Genomic DNA, 19,783 nt, shown 5'->3' with positions numbered 1-19,783 from the left:
TTTCATTTCATGCGGTTTTCGGTTCTTGCCTCATCCAGTGTTGCAGCTATTGTCGGCTTTGGGGGCACACTTGCTCTTATCATTGCCGCAGCCACAGTACTGGGAGCCAGTCAAACCCAAACCGCAAGCTGGGTGACAGCCGTTTGTCTGGCCATTGCCGCCGCATCCGCCTATCTCAGCATCCGCTATAAAATGCCGATCATTGCCGCATGGTCGACACCGGGTCTGGCTTTAATCGGTGCCAGCAGCGGCTTTACCATCAATGAAGCGGTCGGTGCATTTATCGTCACCGCCATTGCGATTATCCTGACCGGCCTTATCAAACCTTTATCGCGCCTTGTTTCCAGCATCCCGACTTCCGTTGCCTCCGGCATGCTGGCCGGTGTCCTGGTCGGCTTTGTCTTAAATGCGGCCAAGGCAGCGCAAATTGATCCGATGATGGTGCTGCCGCTGGCAGCCCTCTTCTTCATCATCCGGCTTTTCAATCCGTCCCTTGCTGTCATTGCCGTACTCATCGGCGGCGTTATTTTTGCACTTGTGACAGGTCGCTCGCCGAGCCTTCCGGCACCTGAAATTTCAACGCTGGAATTCATCACGCCGAGTTTTCATTTCAGCGCCATGGTCGGTTTAGCACTACCGCTTTATCTCGTCACCATGGCATCGCAGAATTTGCCGGGCTTTGCGGTATTGCGCGCCTTCGGCTATGAGCCGCCGACAGGTCCGGCACTTCAGGTCACCGGCCTTGTCTCATTGGTTTCAGCCTTTTTTGGCGCTGCCACCAGCAATCTGGCCGCGATTTCCGCCGCCCTTTGCACCAGCCCTGACGCGCATCCAGATCATGCAAAGCGCTGGCTGACGGGTCCTGTTTACGCTGTGATTTATGTCATTTTTGCACTTTTCGGTGCTTCACTGGTGGCGATATTTGCCGTGCTGCCGCCGGTTTTAATCGCACTGATTGCCGGACTTGCCCTCTCCGGCCCTTTCATTAATGCCATGACACTGGCGCTCTCGAAAGAAAAAGAACGCTTAAGTGCAGTTGTCACCTTTGCTGTCACCGCTTCCGGCATCAGCTTTTTGAGCATCGGCTCTGCCTTCTGGGCGCTTGCGGCAGGACTACTGGTGGTTGCACTGGATTACGCCCAAGGCAAATTGTCGCGCAAAACCGGCTGAAAGCCTACAGAAAGCGAGTGACTTGAGAACCAGTTTCGGCTAAGTCATAACGCGTCGAGGGTAAGGAGCAACAAGGCTACTGCCCTGTCTGTCTGCGGGAGAGAGTTGGGAGCGGTTAATCTGTATCTCAGCCACCGAAGGGGAAATCGCCCGAAATCTCTCAGGTATCAAGAACCGCTGACAGGAAAGGCAACTCTGGAAAGTCGGGGCTCTGCTCCCGCGCCGAAGGTGTAAGTGTAGTTTATATCAAACTATGCGAGTCTCTCAGGCTTCAGACAGAGGGGCACTGAAGCAACCGCATTTTGCGGAGGCATTCGTGCGACTTTTGGAGTTGATATGGGCGATACGGCACAAACCTCTTTAAAAACCCTGCCATTGCAGGATCTTCATGAAGCAGCGAAAGCACGCTTTGGCGGCTTTGCAGGCTGGAACATGCCAATCACCTACCCGCTGGGCGTGATGAAGGAACATTTGCATGTGCGTGAACAGGCTGGCCTGTTCGATATTTCCCACATGCGTGTCATTGAAATTTCCGGTGATGATGCAGCCAGGCTGTTGGCAGAAGCCTGCCCGCTTGATCCGCTTTCCATCCCGATGAACCAGTCGAAATACACATTTTTGCTCAACGAAAATGCAGGCGTCGAAGACGATCTGATCGTGACCCGTCTGGGCGAAAACCGCTTCATGATCGTTGCCAATGCCGGCAATGCGGATGCCGATATTGCGCATCTCAACAAAGTGGCAGCCGGTAAATCCGTAACCGTCAACCCGCTTGACCGTGTTCTTTTAGCGCTTCAGGGCCCTGCCGCTGCCGATGTTGCAGCCAAAGCAGGTGTTCCAGGTGGTGAGCTGACCTTCATGACCGGTATCGAACCGAAAGCTGACTGGTTTGTCACCCGTTCCGGTTATACCGGTGAAGACGGTTTTGAAATTGCCCTGCCGGAAAAAGATGCCCGCGACCTGCTCGCCAAACTCTTTGCCGATGAGCGCGTTCAGTGGATCGGCCTTGCAGCGCGTGACAGCCTGCGTCTGGAAGCCGGTCTTTGCCTGCATGGTCAGGACATCACCCCTGAAATCAATCCGGTGGATGCAGGTCTGCTCTGGGCTGTGCCAAAACCTGTGCGCGAAACCGCCGGTTTTATCGGCGCCAAAGCCTTTTTGGAAAAGCTCGCAGCCGGTGCCAAAGTCAAACGCGTTGGCCTGAAGCCTGAAGGCCGTCAGCCGGTGCGCGCTGATGTTGAGCTTTTTGATGCAGACGGCAACAAAATCGGTCGCGTCACCTCCGGCGGCTTCGGCCCTTCAGCCGGTCATCCGGTAGCGATGGGTTATGTCACCCCTGAATTTGCCGCTGTCGGCTCCCGTGTTTTTACAGATATCCGCGGTAATCTCGTACCGCTTGATGTTCATTCACTTCCATTTACACCGCATCACTACCACAAAGGATAACAATCATGGCCTCTATCCTGTTCACTGAAGATCACGAATGGATCAACAACGATAATGGCACCGCCACTGTCGGCATTACCGTACATGCGCAAGAACAGCTCGGCGACCTCGTATTCGTCGAACTGCCGGAAGTTGGCCGCAAGGTTGCTAAAGGCGAAGCCATTGTTGTGGTAGAATCCGTTAAAGCTGCTTCCGACGTTTATGCACCGGTTGACGGTGAAATCGTTGAAATCAACGATGCAGTTGTTAATGATCCGTCCCTCATCAATCAGGCCGCAGAAGGCGAAGGCTGGTTGTTCAAGCTGAAGCTTTCCGATGAAGGCCAGCTGAGCGGCCTGCTCGATGCAGCCGGTTATAAGGCACTGGTAGACTAATGACGCAGGGTTCACTTCCATTTGTGGACCGTCATATCGGTCCCCGCGATGCGGATGAGCGCACCATGCTTGGTGCTCTCGGCGTCTCCTCGCTGGAAACACTCATCACACAGGCCGTGCCGGAATCCATTCGCTTTAACCGCGAACTGGATCTGCCGCAGCCTTTGAGCGAAGCAGCAGCTCTGGCTGAACTTCAAGACGTGATGAACCGCAATATCGTCAAAAAAAGCTTTATCGGTGCAGGTTACAGCGGTTGCTACACCCCACCGGTGATCCAGCGTAACCTGTTTGAAAATCCGGCATGGTACACGGCCTATACGCCTTACCAGTCAGAAATCAGTCAGGGTCGCTTAGAACTGCTGTTCCACTTCCAGACACTGGTAACCGAGCTGACCGGTCTGCCTGTTGCTTGCGCATCCTTGCTTGATGAAGCAACGGCTGTGGCAGAAGCAATGGCTATTGCTTACCGCCATCACCGCGAAAACCGCCACCGTGTGCTGATTGCCGGTGAACTGCATGCCCAGACTTTGGACGTGCTGCGCACCCGCGCTGAGCCTTTGGGCATCACCATTGAAACATCAGGCGATGTCGATGCAGACACCACCGCTCTGATCGTTCCCTGGCCTGATACAAAGGGCGTTTACGGCGATTATAAAGCTGTGATTGCTGCTGCAAAAGCACTTGGCACACAGGTGATTGCTGTTGCCGATCCGCTGGCTCTGACTGTCACAGAAGCGCCTGCCGAATGGGGTGCTGATATGGCCGTTGGTTCCATGCAGCGCTTTGGCGTGCCGATGGGCTTTGGTGGCCCGCACGCAGCCTATCTCGGCGTGTCACAGGCTTTGACCCGTATCATTCCGGGTCGTATCGTTGGCCAGTCCACCGATGCACACGGCCGTGTTGGTTACCGTCTGGCTCTCCAGACCCGTGAGCAGCATATCCGTCGTGATAAAGCGACATCCAACATCTGTACCGCTCAGGCATTGCTGGCCAATATGGCTGCATCTTATGCTATTTATCATGGCCCTTCCGGCTTGCAGTCCATTGCAACTGAAATTGCAAAACGCGCAAGCAATTTTGCGGATGCCGTGAAAAAAGCAGGCTTTGAACTGGCTGGCGACAAGCTGTTCGACACTGTCACCATCAAAGTTCCGGGCAAAGCTGCATCGATTGCTGCCGAAGCTGACAAAGCTGACCGACTGCTGCGCATCATTGATGCTGACACTGTGGCTGTGGCTTTTGACGAAACTTCAAGCGACGAAGACGTGGCAGCAATTGCCGCTCTCTTTGGTGCAACTGTTGCAAGCACTGAAGCGACCCGTCTGCCATCGAAGCGCACGCTGGCCTTCCTGACACAGGAAGTGTTCCATCAGCACCGCTCCGAAACCGAAATGATGCGTTTCTTACGTCGTTTGGCAGATAAAGATCTGGCGCTTGACCGTGCGATGATTCCGCTCGGCTCTTGCACCATGAAGCTCAATGCGGCCGCAGAAATGATGCCTGTCAGCTGGAATACAGTTGCCAACATGCATCCGTTTGCACCGGCAGAACAGAGCACGGGCTATGCCCAGATGACCGCCGACGTTGAAAACTGGCTGTGCGAAATCACCGGCTTTGCCGCTGTTTCCTTGCAGCCAAACGCCGGTAGTCAGGGTGAATATGCCGGTCTTCTGGCAATCCGCCGTTACCATCAGTCGCGCGGCGACCATCAGCGCGATATCTGCCTGATTCCGTCATCGGCGCATGGTACCAACCCTGCCAGCGCCAGCATGGCCGGTATGAAAGTGGTTGTGGTCAACTGTCTGCCGGAAGGCGACATCGACATTGAAGACCTCAAGGCAAAAGCTGAAAAACACAGCGAGAACCTTGCAGCCTTCATGATCACCTACCCGTCCACTTACGGTGTGTTTGAAGAAGGCATCCGCGAATTCTGCGAGATCGTTCATTCCCATGGCGGTCAGGTCTATTTCGACGGTGCAAACCTTAACGCTCTGGTTGGCCTCGGCCGTCCTTGCGATATTGGCGCCGACGTTTGCCACATGAACCTGCATAAGACATTCTGCATCCCGCATGGCGGCGGCGGACCGGGCGTTGGCCCGATCGGTGTTGCCAAGCATCTGGTGCCGTTTATCCCGGGTCACGTGGAAAATGGCACAAGCAATGCGGTTTCCGCAGCACCATTCGGCAGTGCGTCCATTCTGGTCATCACATGGATGTATATCCGTATGATGGGCGGTGCCGGTCTCAAACGCGCCACCAAAATGGCCATTCTTAACGCCAACTATATTGCGCATCGTCTGGAAGGCCACTTCCCGATCCTTTATAAAGGCAAGAACGGCCGCGTGGCACATGAGTGCATCGTGGACACCCGCGTGTTGAAAGATCAGGCAGGCATCAGCGTTGAAGATGTTGCCAAACGTCTGATCGACTACGGCTTCCATGCACCAACCATGTCATGGCCGGTTTCCGGCACATTGATGATTGAGCCGACCGAATCCGAACCATTGGCTGAGATTGACCGTCTGTGTGACGCCATGATCGCCATTGCCGGTGAAGCGGACAAGGTTGCCTCCGGCCATTGGCCACAGGACGACAACCCGCTGGTCAATGCGCCGCACACTGCCATTGATACAATCGGCGGTGAATGGAAGCATCCTTACTCACGTCAGGAAGCTGTTTTCCCGAATGCAGATGCTGATCCGACCGCCAAATACTGGCCGCCGGTATCCCGCATCGACAACGTGGCCGGCGATCGTAACCTGATCTGCTCATGCCCTCCGATGCAGGCTTACGCCTAATTCAGACAGCTAAATTTGCAAAAAAGGCGCCATGGGAAACCATGGCGCCTTTTTCTTTGATCCCGCAAAGCATTTTCACCAGCAGTGGCTGGCTGCTCAATAGTGGCTGCCAAGTAGTAGCTGCCAAGTAGTAGCTGACTGCACAATAGTGGCTGCCAAGTAGTAGCTGCCAAGTAGTAGCTGACTGCACAATATGTCTATTCAAGTTTCGGGGGAAGCCCATTCAGATTTCGGGCAAAAAAAGAGCCGGACTAAAGAGCCCGGCTTAAAATTTATGAAGGTGCCTTAAAGGCAAAACCTTCAGAGGGGAACACTTACCGCGCGCAATGGGAGGAGGCACAGCGGTAAGTAACCCTGATATGGATCAGCGGTCTTTAATATTCAACCCCCATTGTCAAATTTTGTGAACATTTCGGTAAAAAGTGAAAATTCACCTGAAAAAATGGTGATAAAACAGTGAATACACAACCAAAGAGCTTACCCCCCCATCTGTTTCAACTCAAAAGAGCCCGCCAGCATTTATTTAAGAATCAGCATTTCTTTTTTTTCATAACGCAGGATAGTGTTGCGCGAACATCAGCCAGTTCATTTAAGAGGGGAAATCATGTTTAGATGGGGCATCCTGTCGACGGCGAATATTGGCATCAATCAGGTTATTCCGGCAATCTGCGCCAGTGAAAACGGCGTAGCACATGCCATCGCCAGCCGTGATTTGGCCAAAGCGCGTCACGTTGCTGATCGCTTTGGTATGAAACACGCCTTCGGCTCCTATGACGAGCTGCTTGCCTGCGATGAGATCGACGGAATTTACATTCCGCTGCCGACATCGCAACATGCGGAATGGACGCTTAAAGCAGCCAAGGCGGGTAAACATGTTTTATGCGAAAAGCCGATTGCGCTTAAAACGGCAGAAATTGATGCGCTGATTGCCGCGCGCGATCAATATGGCGTGGTGATTTCTGAAGCTTTCATGGTTTATTACCATCCGCAGTGGATCAAACTGCGTGAACTGTTGCAGGAAGGTGTGATTGGACATTTACGCCGCGTGGAAGGCGTTTTCACTTACTTTAACAATGATCCCGCCAATATGCGCAATCAATTATCGCTTGGTGGTGGCGGCCTGCCTGATATCGGGGTTTATCCGGTGGTCACCACCCGTATGAGCACCGGCCTTGAACCAAAGCGCATCCGCGCACAGATAGAATTTGACCCCACCTTCAACACCGATCGCTATGCCAGTGTAGAGGCGCAATTTGACGGGTTTGATCTGCATTTTTACGTGGCAACACAAATGGCCTACCGCCAATCAATGATTTTTCACGGCGATAAAGGCTATATTGAAGTGCATGCACCCTTCAATCCGCTCAAATATGACCATGCCCGCCTGACCGTGCATAATGCCACCCGCGACACCACGACCGCCTACAGCTTCCAGAATATTAATCAGTATCAGTTGCAAGCGGAAACATTTGTGCGTAAAGCACGCGGCGCGCCTGTCAGTGTTTTCAGTCTTGAAAACTCAAAAGGCAATCAGCATTTCATTGATATGGTCTATGAAGCCGGAAAAAAAGGAAATTGGACAGAGGTTTAAGCCGTTTTTTCATGGTTTCGGGCAAAATACTGTCACTTGCGGCAGGAATCTTGCAGAACTGACCTAAACCGACTTGCAGTGAAAATAACCCTTTCTTATATACCCTTCAACAGGATGCCTTAATTCACGATCAAGGGGCAGCCTAGAACCGATAGGGGCCGCTTAACAGAACGCTCGTCAGAGGTCTAAGCGGTTTGCTGAATGGAGATAAATATGGCTAAAGTAATTGGTATTGATCTGGGAACGACCAACTCCTGCGTAGCTGTCATGGACGGCAAAAACGCGAAGGTCATCGAAAATGCGGAAGGTGCACGCACCACCCCGTCGATTATCGCTTTCTCCGAAGGTGACGAGCGCCTCGCTGGCCAGCCTGCAAAACGTCAGGCCGTGACCAATCCGGAAGGCACCTTGTTTGCTGTTAAACGTCTTGTCGGCCGTCGTTTCGACGATCCGATGGTAACCAAAGATAAAGATCTGGTTCCATACAAGATTGTTAAGGGCGACAATGGTGATGCGTGGGTAGAAGTCCACGGCACAAAATATTCACCTTCGCAGGTATCCGCGATGATCCTTCAGAAAATGAAGGAAACCGCTGAAGATTACCTCGGTGAAAAAGTTGAACAGGCTGTTATTACAGTTCCTGCATATTTTAACGATGCTCAGCGTCAGGCAACCAAAGATGCAGGCCGCATCGCAGGTCTCGAAGTTCTGCGTATCATCAACGAACCAACTGCTGCGGCGCTGGCTTACGGCCTCGATAAGAGCGAAGGCAAGACCATTGCGGTTTATGACCTTGGTGGCGGTACCTTTGACGTTTCGATCCTCGAAATCGGCGATGGCGTATTTGAAGTAAAATCCACCAATGGTGATACATTCCTCGGCGGTGAAGACTTCGACATGCGTCTGGTTGAATATCTCGTCAATGAGTTCAAAAAAGAACAGGGCATTGACCTGAAGAACGACAAGCTTGCTCTGCAGCGCCTCAAAGAAGCTGCTGAAAAAGCCAAGATCGAACTTTCATCTGCGCAGCAGACTGAGATTAACCTGCCGTTCATCACCGCAGATCAGACCGGTCCTAAGCATCTGGCCATCAAACTGTCACGCGCCAAGCTCGAAACCCTCGTGGACGATCTGGTACAGCGCACAGTCAACCCATGTAAGGCTGCATTGAAAGATGCTGGTCTGAAAGCCGGCGACATTGATGAAGTTGTTTTGGTTGGCGGTATGACCCGTATGCCAAAAATTCAGGAAGTCGTTAAAGAGTTCTTTGGTAAAGAGCCGCACAAGGGTGTGAACCCTGACGAAGTTGTTGCCATGGGTGCAGCAATTCAGGGCGGTGTCTTGCAGGGCGACGTGAAAGACGTATTGCTCCTCGACGTTACCCCGCTTTCACTGGGTATCGAAACATTGGGCGGCGTTTTCACCCGTTTGATCGAGCGTAACACCACGATCCCTACCAAGAAGTCCCAGACTTTCTCGACCGCTGAAGACAGCCAGTCTGCTGTGACCATTCGTGTGGCGCAGGGTGAGCGCGAAATGGCTGCCGACAACAAGATGCTTGGCCAGTTTGATCTGGTTGGTATCCCACCGGCACCACGTGGAGTTCCGCAGATTGAAGTGACCTTCGACATCGATGCCAACGGTATTGTTAACGTGTCTGCAAAAGACAAAGGCACCGGCAAAGAACACCAGATCCGCATTCAGGCTTCTGGCGGTCTCTCCGATGCTGATATCGAACAGATGGTTAAAGATGCTGAAGCCAACGCTGAAGCTGACAAGAAGCGCCGTGAAGCTGTTGAAGCCAAGAACCAGGCAGAAGGCCTTATCCATTCAACCGATAAGTCGCTGAAAGAATACGGCGAAAAAGTTTCGGCTGAAGATAAGCAGGCCATCGAAACTGCTCTGGCAGCATTGAAAACTGCTGTTGAAGGTGATGATGCAGAAGACATCAAAACCAAGACACAGACCCTTGCTGAAGCTTCCATGAAGCTTGGTCAGGCTATGTATGAAGCTGGTCAGGCCGAAGATGGACAGGCTGGCGAAGACGATGCCAAGGCTTCGGATGACGATGTTGTTGACGCTGATTTCGAAGAAATCGACGACAACGAAAAGAAGTCATAATCTAACCGATATGTGGGGAGCCCGACTTTCAAGTCGGGCTTTCCGATATTCGAGCTTACATTTATGAAGCAAAACATTGGCGGCTGTTCCGGTTGTTTTGTTCTTAGTTAACCGGTCAGAGGTCTGATCTTTAGGCACTCTGCTATTCACAGCCAGTCGCGATAACATCTTGCTTTAGATCTGGTATCGCAGCCAGTTTCCATATGTTTTGCGCGCTGTGAGGTCATTAAAGTTTTTGGCCATCATTATGAGAGCCGCCTGAAAGACGAATTCATGAAGATCGACTATTACGAAATCCTTGGTGTTACCAAAACAGCTGACGATAAAGTTCTGAAATCGGCCTATCGTAAACTTGCCATGCAATTCCACCCCGACAAAAACCCGGGTGATGCGGAAGCAGAGCGCAAGTTTATTGAGCTTGGTGAAGCCTATGATGTGCTGAAAGACCCGCAAAAACGCGCAGCCTACGATCGCTACGGCCATGCAGCCTTTGAAAACGGCGGCGGCGGTGGTGGTTTTGGCGGTGGCTTTGGCGGTGCAGGCGGCTTCTCCGATATTTTCGAAGATATTTTTGGCGAGATGATGGGTGGCGGACGTCAGCGCCGCTCCGGCGGACGTGAGCGCGGCGCCGATCTGCGCTACAATATGGAAGTCTCATTAGAAGAAGCTTTCACCGGCAAGACCGCACAAATTCGCGTACCAAGCTCCATCACTTGTGACGAATGTACCGGTTCCGGTGCAAAACCCGGCACGCAGCCTGTCACTTGTGCCACCTGTGGCGGTGCCGGACGTGTGCGTGCCTCGCAAGGTTTCTTCTCAGTTGAACGCGCCTGCCCGACCTGTAACGGCCGTGGCCAGACCATTCCTGATCCTTGCACCAAATGCTCGGGCACCGGCCATGTTTCGCAGGAGCGCTCGCTCTCGGTTAATATTCCGGCCGGCATTGAAGATGGCACCCGCATCCGCTTGTCGGGCGAAGGTGAAGCCGGCACACGCGGCGGCCCTTCGGGCGATCTTTACATCTTTATTTCCATCAAGCCGCATGAATTCTTCCAGCGCGACGGAGCCGACCTTTATTGCAAAGTGCCGATTTCCATGACCACGGCAGCTCTTGGCGGCCAGTTTGAAGTGACCACGCTGGATGGCACGCAAACCCGCGTCAAAATTCCGGAAGGCACGCAAAACGGCAAGCAGTTCCGCCTCAAGGCAAAGGGCATGCCGGTACTGCGCCAAGGCAATCTCGGCGACCTTTACATTCAGGTGGCAATTGAAACGCCGCAGAATCTCAACAAGCGCCAGCGCGAGCTGTTGCAGGAATTTGAAGAAATTTCTTCCAAAGAAAATAGTCCGCAATCGACCGGATTTTTCGCACGGATGAAAGATTTCTTTGAAGGAATTAAAGATTAAGGGGCTTTTGGCCCCTTTTTCTTTGTCTTTTTGGATTTATCATCAAACGTAAAACTGTTTCATAAAAAAATGAACTGTGAATTCAAACACGCGAAAAAGCAATTTCTTGTCACAAATTTCGTGTTATGAACGTAAACCTTGAGGCAAGTTTGATGTTTGATGAGTGCACCAAATTGTTTTTTGCCAAGTGACATTAATGGGAGATCGCATAATGGCAGGACCGCTGGCACGTAAATTCGCCGAGAAATTCAACGAAGAAATTCGCTTCTTTAAAGGCTGGATTGACGGGCCGAAAGCCGTCGGAGCCATTTTACCGACAAGCTCCATCACTGCACGCCGCATGGCGAGTGTCATCGACACCACATCCAAACTGCCGGTGCTTGAACTTGGACCCGGCACTGGTGTGATCACCAAAGCGATTTTGCAGCATGGTGTAAAACCGCAGGATTTGTACTGCGTCGAATATTCAGAAGATTTTGCCAAACATCTGCGTATCAATTATCCGGATGTAAACATCATTCAGGGCGACGCCTTTGATCTCGACACCACTTTGGGTGACAACAAAGACATGTTGTTCGACAGTGTTGTGTCAGCTGTACCGCTTTTGAACTTCCCTGTTCCGGCCCGTGTCCAGATCATTGAAGATTTGCTACGTCGTGTGCCGGCCGGTCGTCCGGTTATTCAGATCACCTATGGCCCGCTTGCACCCGTTCCGGCAGGCAAAGGCAATTATGTGGTCAAGCATTATGACTTTGTCATGCGCAATGTGCCGCCTGCACAATTATGGGTCTATCGCAGCCCGCTTTCTTAAACGAAATATGCCTTGAAGGAGCACTCATCCATGTCCACTAAAATTCTGGTTTTTGCCGGATCGGTTCGCAACGGCGCTTTCAGCCAGCATATGGCTGATGCCGCAACGCATGAACTGGAAAAACAAGGCGCGCAAGTCACGCAAATTTCGCTGCGTGACTATCCGCTGCCAATCATGGATGAAGACCTGCAAAGTGAGCATGGCATTCCTGAACCAGCCATGCAGCTCGCCCGCATCATCGCCAATCATGACGGCTTGATGATCTGCTCGCCTGAATATAATGCGTCGATCCCGCCATTGTTGAAAAACACACTGGACTGGGTCAGCCGTATTTCCAAAGACGGCGATGCTCCGCTTAGACCCTATGCAGGTCTGACCACCGCTTTGTGCTCCACCTCCAACGGAGCTTTTGCGGGTATGCGCGGCCTTTATCATCTGCGTGCGGTTTTAATGGCGGTGGGTGCACAGGTTGTAACCGAGCAATGTTCGGTTTCAGGTGCTGCCAATGCCTTTGACGCAGACAATGCGCTCAAAGATGAGCGCAGCCAACGCGCGCTCACCAATGCCTGCCGTATCCTCATTGAAAATTGCAGTCTGCGCCCACGCACTTAGAGGGCAAGCTCCCAAACGTAAATCTGTTGAAGGATTACCCACTCATTTTAAGGTGTGAGAGCGACCTTTGCGTGCCAAAACCGGCACGCGGCGCTCTCATGCGTTTATAGACTTTCACAACACCGATGTTTGTGCCAATAACAGTCTGTTTGTGAAAAGATAAAAGGGTAAAATGACATGACTGTGGAAGATGTACGCAGCCGTCTCATTGTCGGGCTTGATGTGCCGACGGTTAAAGACGCAGAGCAAGTCGTTAACGAATTAGGCGACACGGTTTCCTTCTACAAAGTCGGTCACCAGCTGGCATTTGCCGGTGGTCTGGATTTTGTCCGCACCCTGATTGCAGCCAAGAAACAAGTATTTCTGGATATGAAACTGCTGGACATCGATAATACGGTGGCCAAAGGGGTGGAAAATATCGCTAAAATGGGCGTATCCATGCTGACATTGCATGCTTACCCTAAAGCGATGCGCGCAGGCGTTGAGGCGGCTAAAGGCTCAGGTCTTTGCCTGCTGGGTGTTACAGTTCTCACCTCTATGGATAATGCTGACCTCATCGAAGCCGGCTATAAAGATGATGCGCAGACACTGGTGCTGCGTCGTGCAGCCCAAGCGCGTGAGGCTGGCATGGGCGGCGTAGTGGCCTCAGCCGCAGAGGCTGCGGCCATTCGCCAGATTGTTGGCAATGATCTGGCAATCGTCACCCCCGGCATCCGCCCGCAAGGCGCAGAGCTTGGTGACCAGAAGCGCGTCATGACCCCGTCCGATGCTCTCAAAGCCGGTGCCAGCCATCTGGTTGTTGCGCGCCCGATCATAGCAGCACCGGACAGACGGGAAGCGGCCGAGAAAATCCTTGCCGAAATGGCAGCAAGCTCATCATCTTAAAATTTAAAGCCAAAGTCTGAATGCCGCATTGCGGGCAGGTTTTTGAAAAGCTTAAAGTTTCATCATAATCATCAGGAGGAGATTGATCATATGACCAAAGCTTATTGGATTGCACGTGTCGATGTTAAGGATCCGGAGCGTTACAAGGATTACGTATCGACCGCCAAGCCAGCCTTTGAGCGCTACGGTGCCAAGTTTCTTGCCCGCGGCGGCAGAGCAGAATTGGTGGAAGGCCAAGGCCGTGCCCGCAACGTGATTATCGAATTTGAATCAATGCAGCACGCACTCGATTGCTTCAACTCACCGGAATATCAGGCAGCCCAGGCCATCCGCCAAACCGTTGCCGACGGCGAAATTGTGCTGGTGGAAGCAGCCGTTTAAAATAAACTCCGTATCCGCTCTCACACTCACTTGAACCTGAGGGCGGATATCCTATTTTCCATAAACACTTAAATGACAAACGCGAACGCCCTTAGGAGACCATGGCCTTGAAGATTGCAGTTCAGATGGACCATATCAGCACCATCAATATTACAGGGGACACTACTTTCGCGCTTTGTCTGGAAGCACAGGCGCGCGGCCATGAGCTTTATCACTACACCCCTGACCGCCTTTCAATGCGCGACGGTGTGGTGACAGCCCGCCTTGAAAAACTCGAAGTCCGCGATGTCAAAGGCGACCATTACACCTTAGGCGAGCCGGAACGTCTTGACCTGTCGGAAATGGATGTGGTGCTGCTGCGCCAAGATCCGCCATTCGACATGAATTATATTACCACTACGCATTTGCTTGAGCGTATCCACCCGAAAACACTGGTGGTCAATGATCCGGCATGGGTGCGTAACAGCCCTGAAAAAATCTTCGTCACCGAATTTCCGGACTTGATGCCGGAAACGCTGATTACCAAAGATATTCAGGAAGTGCTGGAATTCCGCAAACAATATGGTGACATCATCATCAAGCCGCTTTACGGCAATGGCGGCGCCGGCGTTTTCCACCTCACCACCGACGACCGTAATCTGACATCGCTGCTGGAAATGTTCGAGCAGATGTATCGAGAGCCATTTATTGCACAGCGTTATCTGAAAGATGTTCGTGCCGGTGACAAGCGCATCATCCTGATTGACGGTGAACCGGTTGGCGCGATCAACCGCGTACCGGCTGAAAGTGATGCCCGCTCCAACATGCATGTGGGCGGCCGCGCAGAAGCCACCGAACTGACTGCGCGCGAGCAGGAAATTTGCGCCCGTATCGGCCCGTCGTTGAAAGAACGCGGCTTTATTCTCGTTGGTATTGATGTGATCGGTGATTATATGACCGAAATCAACGTGACCTCGCCAACAGGTCTGCGTGAAATCAAACGCTTTGGCGGTGCTGATGTAGCAGCCCTTTTCTGGGATGCAGTGGAAGCCAAGCGTAACTAAATACCTATTGAAGCACTGTCTTTGACATGATCTATTTATAAGGGCTGCGGTGGTAATCGCGGCCCTTATTATATTAGTCGGGAGGGCTTTTATGATTTCACGCGTCGGTACGGTCGCATTTCAAGGCATTGATGCCGTTCCTGTTGATGTGCAAATCATGGTTGCTCCGGGCAAAATGGGCATTTCAATACATGGGTCAATTAATTAAAATGCGAAAAATATGTAACCATATGAAAATAATCAGATTTTTTAGCGCAGTGTAAAATGATATTTTAAATTAAAGACATTATATACACATCAGTTATTAACCGATTTTATAGCCCTGAAAGGCATCTGGTTAACATGAGAAGATGCTTAGTTGGGTAATCCCAAGATCACTGCCTTAAGTTTTTCATAGGGCACGCTTTCAAGGTCTATTCGTCTGGTTAGCATGGCTGGATCATGTTTTACTATGGCAAGACCATGGAAACGTTGCCTAGCTTTTTTAAATGTCAGATATCATCGTATATGGTATCAAAAGCGATTATTAATTCTGGTTTAACAACTGAAACAATTCCAGACCTCCTTAAGCATGTTGCCGGAGAGTTTTCATCCTCAATTTTTGAGATTTGGGGAGAGAATTGTATTTCCGAATATATGACAGCTTCAGCTACTCATCGTCATGTTTGGCATGCAGTCCTTTCTGTGACAGCTTCAAGGTTGCCACTAGGAATAGATATGCGTAATTGGCTTACTAAAAGCCGCCGCAAAGAGGTATTACGGGTGGCATTCGGAACTTGCCCTCCAGGTATGATCAGGCTTCTTTCAAAGCTTGGACCTTGTGCAGAAACTCCTGAATTTTACAATGCAGTACATGCGGCTCTCAGTCGTGGAGATACTTTAACCCAAACCCTGCATCACGCCAAAAAAATTGATGCTAGAGCAGTATTACTAATATATGGGTCAATTAATTAAAGTACGAAAAGTAAAGAACCATATAGAAGAGGGACGATTTTTAGTGCAGTGTTTAGTGGGTAATAGAAATATCACTGCGTAATATATTTTTCATAAAGCAGCGGCACTCAGGGCCTGTATGTCAGGCTTGAATAGCTGGATAATGTTTTTCATTAGCTAGATAATGGAGACGTTGCCTAGATTTTCTAAATGTCTGATATCATCGTATATGGTATCAAAAGCGATTATTAAATCAGGTTTAACAGCTGAAACAATTCCAGACCTCCTTCAGCACGTTGCCGGAGAGTTTTCATCCTCAATACTTACGATTTGGGGAGAGAATTTTATTACTGAGTATATGATAGCTTCAGCTACTCATCGTCATGTTTGGCACGCAGTTCTTTCTGTGGATGATACGAGGCTGCCACTAGAAATAGATATGCGTAATTGGCTCACTAAAAGCCGTCGTAAAGAACTATTGCGCGCTGCATTCGGAACTTGCCCTCCGGGTATGATTAGCCTTCTTTCAAAACTCGGACCTTGTGCAGAAACTCCAGAGTTTTACAAGGCAGTACATACCGCTCTTAGTCGCGGAGATGCTTTAACGCAAACCCTTCATCATGCGAAAAAAATTGATACTAGAGCAGTGTTACTGATCGCCAAACTACCTCGTGAAAAGCTTGCTGTAAATTTTGCTAATTTCATGCTTCGATCAAGGATTTTTAATGTTGCTATCGAAGAATACCTTTGGTTAGCTAAGCGCATCACAGACCCAAAACTGATAGAGCCTTTACTGAATGATAGCTCCGGTTCGAGAGATCCAGTTGCTGCATTACGCAAGGCTATTTCAAAACGTCCATTTCCTGCAGAACCTTGGAGCATTCCAGAATTTGTACCAATTAAAACAGGAGATGAGCTTCAAGATATTGCACAACAATTAGGCAATTGTCTTACAGATCGTAATTATTTTTACAATTCTTGTGTCAATGCACAGGCAGGAAACTCCTGTTATTATAGGACAAGAGGGGATGACTTCCTGCTTTTAAAGTTCATCAAGTTTGGCAATTTGGGCTGGTATCTTGATGAGTGTTTTGGTCGCCAAAATCGGAAGCCGACAAAAAAAGAAATTGATCAAATTGCAGCGGCAACATCTCACCTAGATGATATATGGCTTCGTGCATTAAGCGATGACATGCTATGAAGCGATAATATTTTCAGTTACTTATAGGCTAATTTTGATAGGGATATTAGCTGATCAAGCCAAATATCATCTAGTTGCTCAGCTTGAAGTATTAAGCTCTGAAGTTTTATGCGACGTACTGAATTAGATTTAGCTGAGATTTCATTAGACCATCCAAAAAAATAATTTGGTTCAATATCCATTGAATGGCTAAGAGCAAGTATGACATCAAATGAAGGCTTATTAACACCAGACTCAAGCTTGCTAATCGTTATGGTCGACAGTCCAGCTTTTGATGCTAATTCCTCTTGCGTAATGCTTAAGTATTTTCTTGCAGTTTTAAGGCGTTCGCCAAAACTGTTTTCATTGGGTTCTTTGGTGCGAATGTTCTGCATTCTTATCTGATGAGATAAGAATGCAATCATTAAAATGTCCTCTTGTACTATTTTTAAATTGAATATAATACATGTGTATTATTTTGCCGAAATTTTATATAAGTGTATGAGCTATGAACACTTTATTAATTTCGCAATAGTCAACCGCATTTAGATGGAAGTGAAATGCAAGAGAAAACTTTAGTGCCCACAAAGACTTGTCCGTACTGCGCAGAGCAGATCAATGCTGAGTCAAAAAAATGCCGCCACTGCGGTGAAATTTTAGACCATCAAATGCGCGAATTAGAAGCACTTAAATCGCAGCGAAATAGTCCAAACGTCTTTATGAATGCTGGCGGAGGAGCATCTTCTTCATCATCATCCAATGATTCTATGCAATTACGTAAATTTCCTCATTGGATTCACATCTTGCTTTCAATATTCACTGGCGGCCTTTGGGTGCCTGTATACATTTTAATGTTTATTTTTAGAAATAAACGTTATTACTATTAAACTATAACCGATTTTAGGAGATTATATTCTTAATATACTCTTAGACATTGAAAATCCGGATTCCTAACCTTTAAATGCAGACCGTTGTTTTTGTTGCGATGATGGAGTCTTCAAGTGTCATCGAGTAGCCAAGTCGACGGAGAGGTAAATAATTGAGAACTCCCTTAGTTGTAACTGCTTGTATGATAACGATATTTTTCGGTCACCTCATACCGGCTTATGCAGAGAAAATGCGTTTGGATAAATTAGATCGAAAGACAGAAGTTTATCTTCAACGAGGACTAAACGACGTAGATTCCAGATGCTTTGCTTACATTCTTACACAATTACGGAAAGAAGACACGAAACAATGGTACATCAGCTTTGATGAGCCTGATCAAGATGGCGTTATGTTTGGTGGAGCGGATTCTGATGCGAATTATTCATGCGAACATGGTCAATTGATAACCTATGAGATCGGCGAAAAATACGTAATAAAAAACTTTAGATAGTCATGAATGCCAGCTTGTAAACTGATATCCCCCCTCAAGTAATAAGCCTTAACCTTGATAGACCGAGTGAAGGACCTTCACCGATCAGGCCATAAGAATACGACACCAATTATATCAAGTATTACAGCTTAAATTTATACTCAGGCAATATTCGGATATCCGAGGCAATGTCCAGCTTGTGTGTGTTGAATGGTATGAATTTCGCCGTATACGTTGCAATTCTTGAAGGAGTATCAGCCGACGGATTATATGATGTGATACGCTCGGTGTGTACATCCCGAAAGTCAAAATTTCTAGATGTATCACTTTCTAATATACTTGATATAGATTGACCCAAGTCAATATTGAGAGCCGGGTTCGATATCCATATAGAGTGTATATGCAGGTTATCAATATCGCCGCTGTATGACCAGAACTTGGTATTGTTTACATCGGAACACATTATTACTAGCGGTAACAATTCTGTTTGCTTCATAAAGTTACGACCTAAAGCATTTCTGCATATCAAATTGTAAAGAAATCTCACATTGTTAATATTTCTCTCGTTTAACTCGTGATATGACGATGAATGTAATTGATACTTACGTACCATTTTCTTAGTATCGAAATTAAATGTTATGTAGTATCCGTAATTATTGACAAATTCTTTTACATTCAAACTATTTCCATCAATATTATAATAGTCGGAATATTCAATAATTTCCTTATCTATCCAATTTGCATATTCATTAAGTAATTCTTTGTTGTTCAAATTATTCCTCTTTAGGTAATAGTAATTTAAAGCCCATTCATCGGAGATGAAATGGGAGTGATAATTGGTATAATCTTGGGCCCATATGCGAAGGTATTTACACGACGGATAAACCTGCTGATATTGTTGTGCGATATATTTAGTCTAAATGAATAGTGCTTATCCTAGTATTTTAGTTTTTCTTTTCTGGTATCAAAGAATAGTGTCGTGATGCTCGGTAAAGTGTGGGCTCATGACAGGTCTAAGATAGTAGTGTAAGAGCCCCCGAATTCTCCGGACATTTTCTCACCCTTAATTAAGGGTTAGGAGTAATGTTAGGCATATGACTAGTCATAATTCGCATATTGAAATTTTGGGCGGTCCAGAACGTCGCCGTCGCTGGACGAGCGCTGAGAAGCTTTCGATGGTTCAGGAAACCTATGAAACTGGTGCAACAGTCAGTCTGGTTGCCCGTCGGCATGGTATTGCGCCCAATCAGCTTTTTGGCTGGCGTAAATTAGCGACACAGGGAGCTTTAACAGCTACATCGGCAGATGAAGAGGTGGTTCCATCATCGCAATATCGCGCACTTGAGCAGCAGGTTCGGGAATTACAGCGTCTTCTGGGCAAGAAGACCATGGAAGTCGAAATTCTCAAAGATGCTCTTGAGGCCACATCTGGTTTAAAAAAACAGACATTGCGGTCTGTGTCATGGCCCAAGGGCGGCATTTGATGAGTACTGTTTGCGAGACGTTACAGGTTGCTCGATCCAATATCACTGCGCGTGTTGCTGATCGACCTAAAAAACGTAGAGGACGACCACCCCTGCCAGATGCTGAATTGGTGTCCGAAATACAAGCTATTATTGCTGAGCTTCCAACTTATGGCTATCGCCGCGTCCATGCGGTTTTGCGTCGTAAGGC

The 19,783-nt window shown here is 48.9% G+C and carries 16 protein-coding genes, 2 pseudogenes and 1 riboswitch; of the genes and pseudogenes, 17 read left to right on the top strand and 1 reads right to left on the bottom strand.

Annotated elements, in window-relative coordinates; translation table 11 throughout:
* Positions 1 to 9: 9 nt before the first annotated feature.
* The 15 genes and pseudogenes from FHS77_RS08105 to FHS77_RS08035 all read left to right on the top strand — a co-directional run bounded on the left by FHS77_RS08105 (position 10) and on the right by FHS77_RS08035 (position 16,773).
* Complete coding sequence (locus tag FHS77_RS08105; RefSeq protein ID WP_184222179.1) at positions 10 to 1,170, top strand: benzoate/H(+) symporter BenE family transporter; 1,161 nt, start codon at positions 10 to 12, stop codon at positions 1,168 to 1,170.
* 85 nt (positions 1,171 to 1,255) lie between these two features.
* Positions 1,256 to 1,357: riboswitch (glycine riboswitch) on the top strand.
* Between the two features lie 149 nt (positions 1,358 to 1,506).
* The gene (gcvT, locus tag FHS77_RS08100) at positions 1,507 to 2,616 is read left to right on the top strand and encodes a glycine cleavage system aminomethyltransferase GcvT (protein WP_184222177.1); all 1,110 of its coding nucleotides are present in this window, start codon (positions 1,507 to 1,509) and stop codon (positions 2,614 to 2,616) included.
* Between the two features lie 5 nt (positions 2,617 to 2,621).
* On the top strand, positions 2,622 to 2,990 hold the full coding sequence (gcvH, locus tag FHS77_RS08095; RefSeq protein ID WP_184222175.1) for a glycine cleavage system protein GcvH: 369 nt from the start codon (positions 2,622 to 2,624) through the stop codon (positions 2,988 to 2,990).
* Complete coding sequence (gcvP, locus tag FHS77_RS08090; RefSeq protein WP_184222173.1) at positions 2,990 to 5,788, top strand: aminomethyl-transferring glycine dehydrogenase; 2,799 nt, start codon at positions 2,990 to 2,992, stop codon at positions 5,786 to 5,788. The genes gcvH and gcvP overlap by 1 nt, the downstream gene beginning before the upstream one ends.
* Before the next feature lie 604 nt (positions 5,789 to 6,392).
* On the top strand, positions 6,393 to 7,379 hold the full coding sequence (locus FHS77_RS08085) for a Gfo/Idh/MocA family protein (RefSeq protein ID WP_184222171.1): 987 nt from the start codon (positions 6,393 to 6,395) through the stop codon (positions 7,377 to 7,379).
* Positions 7,380 to 7,592: 213 nt separating this feature from the next.
* Positions 7,593 to 9,500 carry a molecular chaperone DnaK gene (dnaK, locus tag FHS77_RS08080; RefSeq protein WP_184222169.1) on the top strand — a complete coding sequence of 636 codons (1,908 nt, stop codon included), beginning with the start codon at positions 7,593 to 7,595 and terminating at the stop codon, positions 9,498 to 9,500.
* 273 nt (positions 9,501 to 9,773) lie between these two features.
* Positions 9,774 to 10,907: a molecular chaperone DnaJ gene (gene dnaJ / locus FHS77_RS08075; RefSeq protein ID WP_184222167.1), complete on the top strand. Its 1,134-nt coding sequence runs from the start codon at positions 9,774 to 9,776 to the stop codon at positions 10,905 to 10,907.
* A gap of 211 nt (positions 10,908 to 11,118) precedes the next feature.
* Positions 11,119 to 11,718: a phospholipid N-methyltransferase PmtA gene (gene pmtA / locus FHS77_RS08070; protein WP_184222165.1), complete on the top strand. Its 600-nt coding sequence runs from the start codon at positions 11,119 to 11,121 to the stop codon at positions 11,716 to 11,718.
* A 30-nt stretch (positions 11,719 to 11,748) separates the two neighbouring features.
* Entirely contained in the window at positions 11,749 to 12,330 is a 582-nt protein-coding gene (locus FHS77_RS08065; protein ID WP_184222163.1) for an NADPH-dependent FMN reductase, read from the top strand.
* A 177-nt stretch (positions 12,331 to 12,507) separates the two neighbouring features.
* Positions 12,508 to 13,215, top strand: a complete 708-nt coding sequence (gene pyrF / locus FHS77_RS08060) for an orotidine-5'-phosphate decarboxylase (protein ID WP_184222161.1) — start codon at positions 12,508 to 12,510, stop codon at positions 13,213 to 13,215.
* A 90-nt stretch (positions 13,216 to 13,305) separates the two neighbouring features.
* Positions 13,306 to 13,596: a DUF1330 domain-containing protein gene (locus FHS77_RS08055; RefSeq protein WP_184222159.1), complete on the top strand. Its 291-nt coding sequence runs from the start codon at positions 13,306 to 13,308 to the stop codon at positions 13,594 to 13,596.
* Between the two features lie 101 nt (positions 13,597 to 13,697).
* Entirely contained in the window at positions 13,698 to 14,639 is a 942-nt protein-coding gene (gene gshB, locus FHS77_RS08050; protein WP_184222157.1) for a glutathione synthase, read from the top strand.
* A 91-nt stretch (positions 14,640 to 14,730) separates the two neighbouring features.
* Positions 14,731 to 14,835, top strand: a pseudogene (locus FHS77_RS08045) (magnesium chelatase domain-containing protein); the annotation flags it as partial.
* Between the two features lie 266 nt (positions 14,836 to 15,101).
* On the top strand, positions 15,102 to 15,593 hold the full coding sequence (locus FHS77_RS08040; protein ID WP_184222155.1) for a hypothetical protein: 492 nt from the start codon (positions 15,102 to 15,104) through the stop codon (positions 15,591 to 15,593).
* A gap of 208 nt (positions 15,594 to 15,801) precedes the next feature.
* On the top strand, positions 15,802 to 16,773 hold the full coding sequence (locus tag FHS77_RS08035; RefSeq protein ID WP_184222153.1) for a hypothetical protein: 972 nt from the start codon (positions 15,802 to 15,804) through the stop codon (positions 16,771 to 16,773).
* Positions 16,774 to 16,790: 17 nt separating this feature from the next.
* Here the strand turns inward: FHS77_RS08035 and FHS77_RS08030 are convergent, their stop codons facing one another.
* Positions 16,791 to 17,177 carry a helix-turn-helix domain-containing protein gene (locus tag FHS77_RS08030; protein ID WP_184222151.1) on the bottom strand — a complete coding sequence of 129 codons (387 nt, stop codon included), beginning with the start codon at positions 17,175 to 17,177 and terminating at the stop codon, positions 16,791 to 16,793.
* Positions 17,178 to 17,312: 135 nt separating this feature from the next.
* Between FHS77_RS08030 and FHS77_RS08025 the strand changes: the two genes are divergently transcribed.
* Together FHS77_RS08025 and FHS77_RS08020 are read left to right on the top strand one after the other, a co-directional pair.
* Complete coding sequence (locus tag FHS77_RS08025) at positions 17,313 to 17,639, top strand: hypothetical protein (protein ID WP_184222149.1); 327 nt, start codon at positions 17,313 to 17,315, stop codon at positions 17,637 to 17,639.
* A 1,564-nt stretch (positions 17,640 to 19,203) separates the two neighbouring features.
* Positions 19,204 to 19,783 (top strand): annotated as a pseudogene (locus FHS77_RS08020) (transposase); the annotation flags it as partial.

Source organism: Paenochrobactrum gallinarii (assembly GCF_014205685.1).
Lineage (GTDB): Bacteria > Pseudomonadota > Alphaproteobacteria > Rhizobiales > Rhizobiaceae > Paenochrobactrum > Paenochrobactrum gallinarii.
Note: the sequence above shows the minus strand (reverse complement) of the source record. Positions and strands in the feature narration are given on the sequence as shown.

Bases quoted from the DNA above. Each gene is read 5' to 3' on its own strand.
- FHS77_RS08105 (WP_184222179.1), top strand. From the start codon at position 10: ATGCGGTTTTCGGTTCTTGCCTCATCCAGTGTTGCAGCTATTGTCGGC.
- gcvT (WP_184222177.1), top strand. From the start codon at position 1,507: ATGGGCGATACGGCACAAACCTCTTTAAAAACCCTGCCATTGCAGGAT.
- gcvH (WP_184222175.1), top strand. From the start codon at position 2,622: ATGGCCTCTATCCTGTTCACTGAAGATCACGAATGGATCAACAACGAT.
- gcvP (WP_184222173.1), top strand. From the start codon at position 2,990: ATGACGCAGGGTTCACTTCCATTTGTGGACCGTCATATCGGTCCCCGC.
- FHS77_RS08085 (WP_184222171.1), top strand. From the start codon at position 6,393: ATGTTTAGATGGGGCATCCTGTCGACGGCGAATATTGGCATCAATCAG.
- dnaK (WP_184222169.1), top strand. From the start codon at position 7,593: ATGGCTAAAGTAATTGGTATTGATCTGGGAACGACCAACTCCTGCGTA.
- dnaJ (WP_184222167.1), top strand. From the start codon at position 9,774: ATGAAGATCGACTATTACGAAATCCTTGGTGTTACCAAAACAGCTGAC.
- pmtA (WP_184222165.1), top strand. From the start codon at position 11,119: ATGGCAGGACCGCTGGCACGTAAATTCGCCGAGAAATTCAACGAAGAA.
- FHS77_RS08065 (WP_184222163.1), top strand. From the start codon at position 11,749: ATGTCCACTAAAATTCTGGTTTTTGCCGGATCGGTTCGCAACGGCGCT.
- pyrF (WP_184222161.1), top strand. From the start codon at position 12,508: ATGACTGTGGAAGATGTACGCAGCCGTCTCATTGTCGGGCTTGATGTG.
- FHS77_RS08055 (WP_184222159.1), top strand. From the start codon at position 13,306: ATGACCAAAGCTTATTGGATTGCACGTGTCGATGTTAAGGATCCGGAG.
- gshB (WP_184222157.1), top strand. From the start codon at position 13,698: ATGGCCTTGAAGATTGCAGTTCAGATGGACCATATCAGCACCATCAAT.
- FHS77_RS08040 (WP_184222155.1), top strand. From the start codon at position 15,102: ATGGAAACGTTGCCTAGCTTTTTTAAATGTCAGATATCATCGTATATG.
- FHS77_RS08035 (WP_184222153.1), top strand. From the start codon at position 15,802: ATGGTATCAAAAGCGATTATTAAATCAGGTTTAACAGCTGAAACAATT.
- FHS77_RS08030 (WP_184222151.1), bottom strand. From the start codon at position 17,177: ATGATTGCATTCTTATCTCATCAGATAAGAATGCAGAACATTCGCACC.
- FHS77_RS08025 (WP_184222149.1), top strand. From the start codon at position 17,313: ATGCAAGAGAAAACTTTAGTGCCCACAAAGACTTGTCCGTACTGCGCA.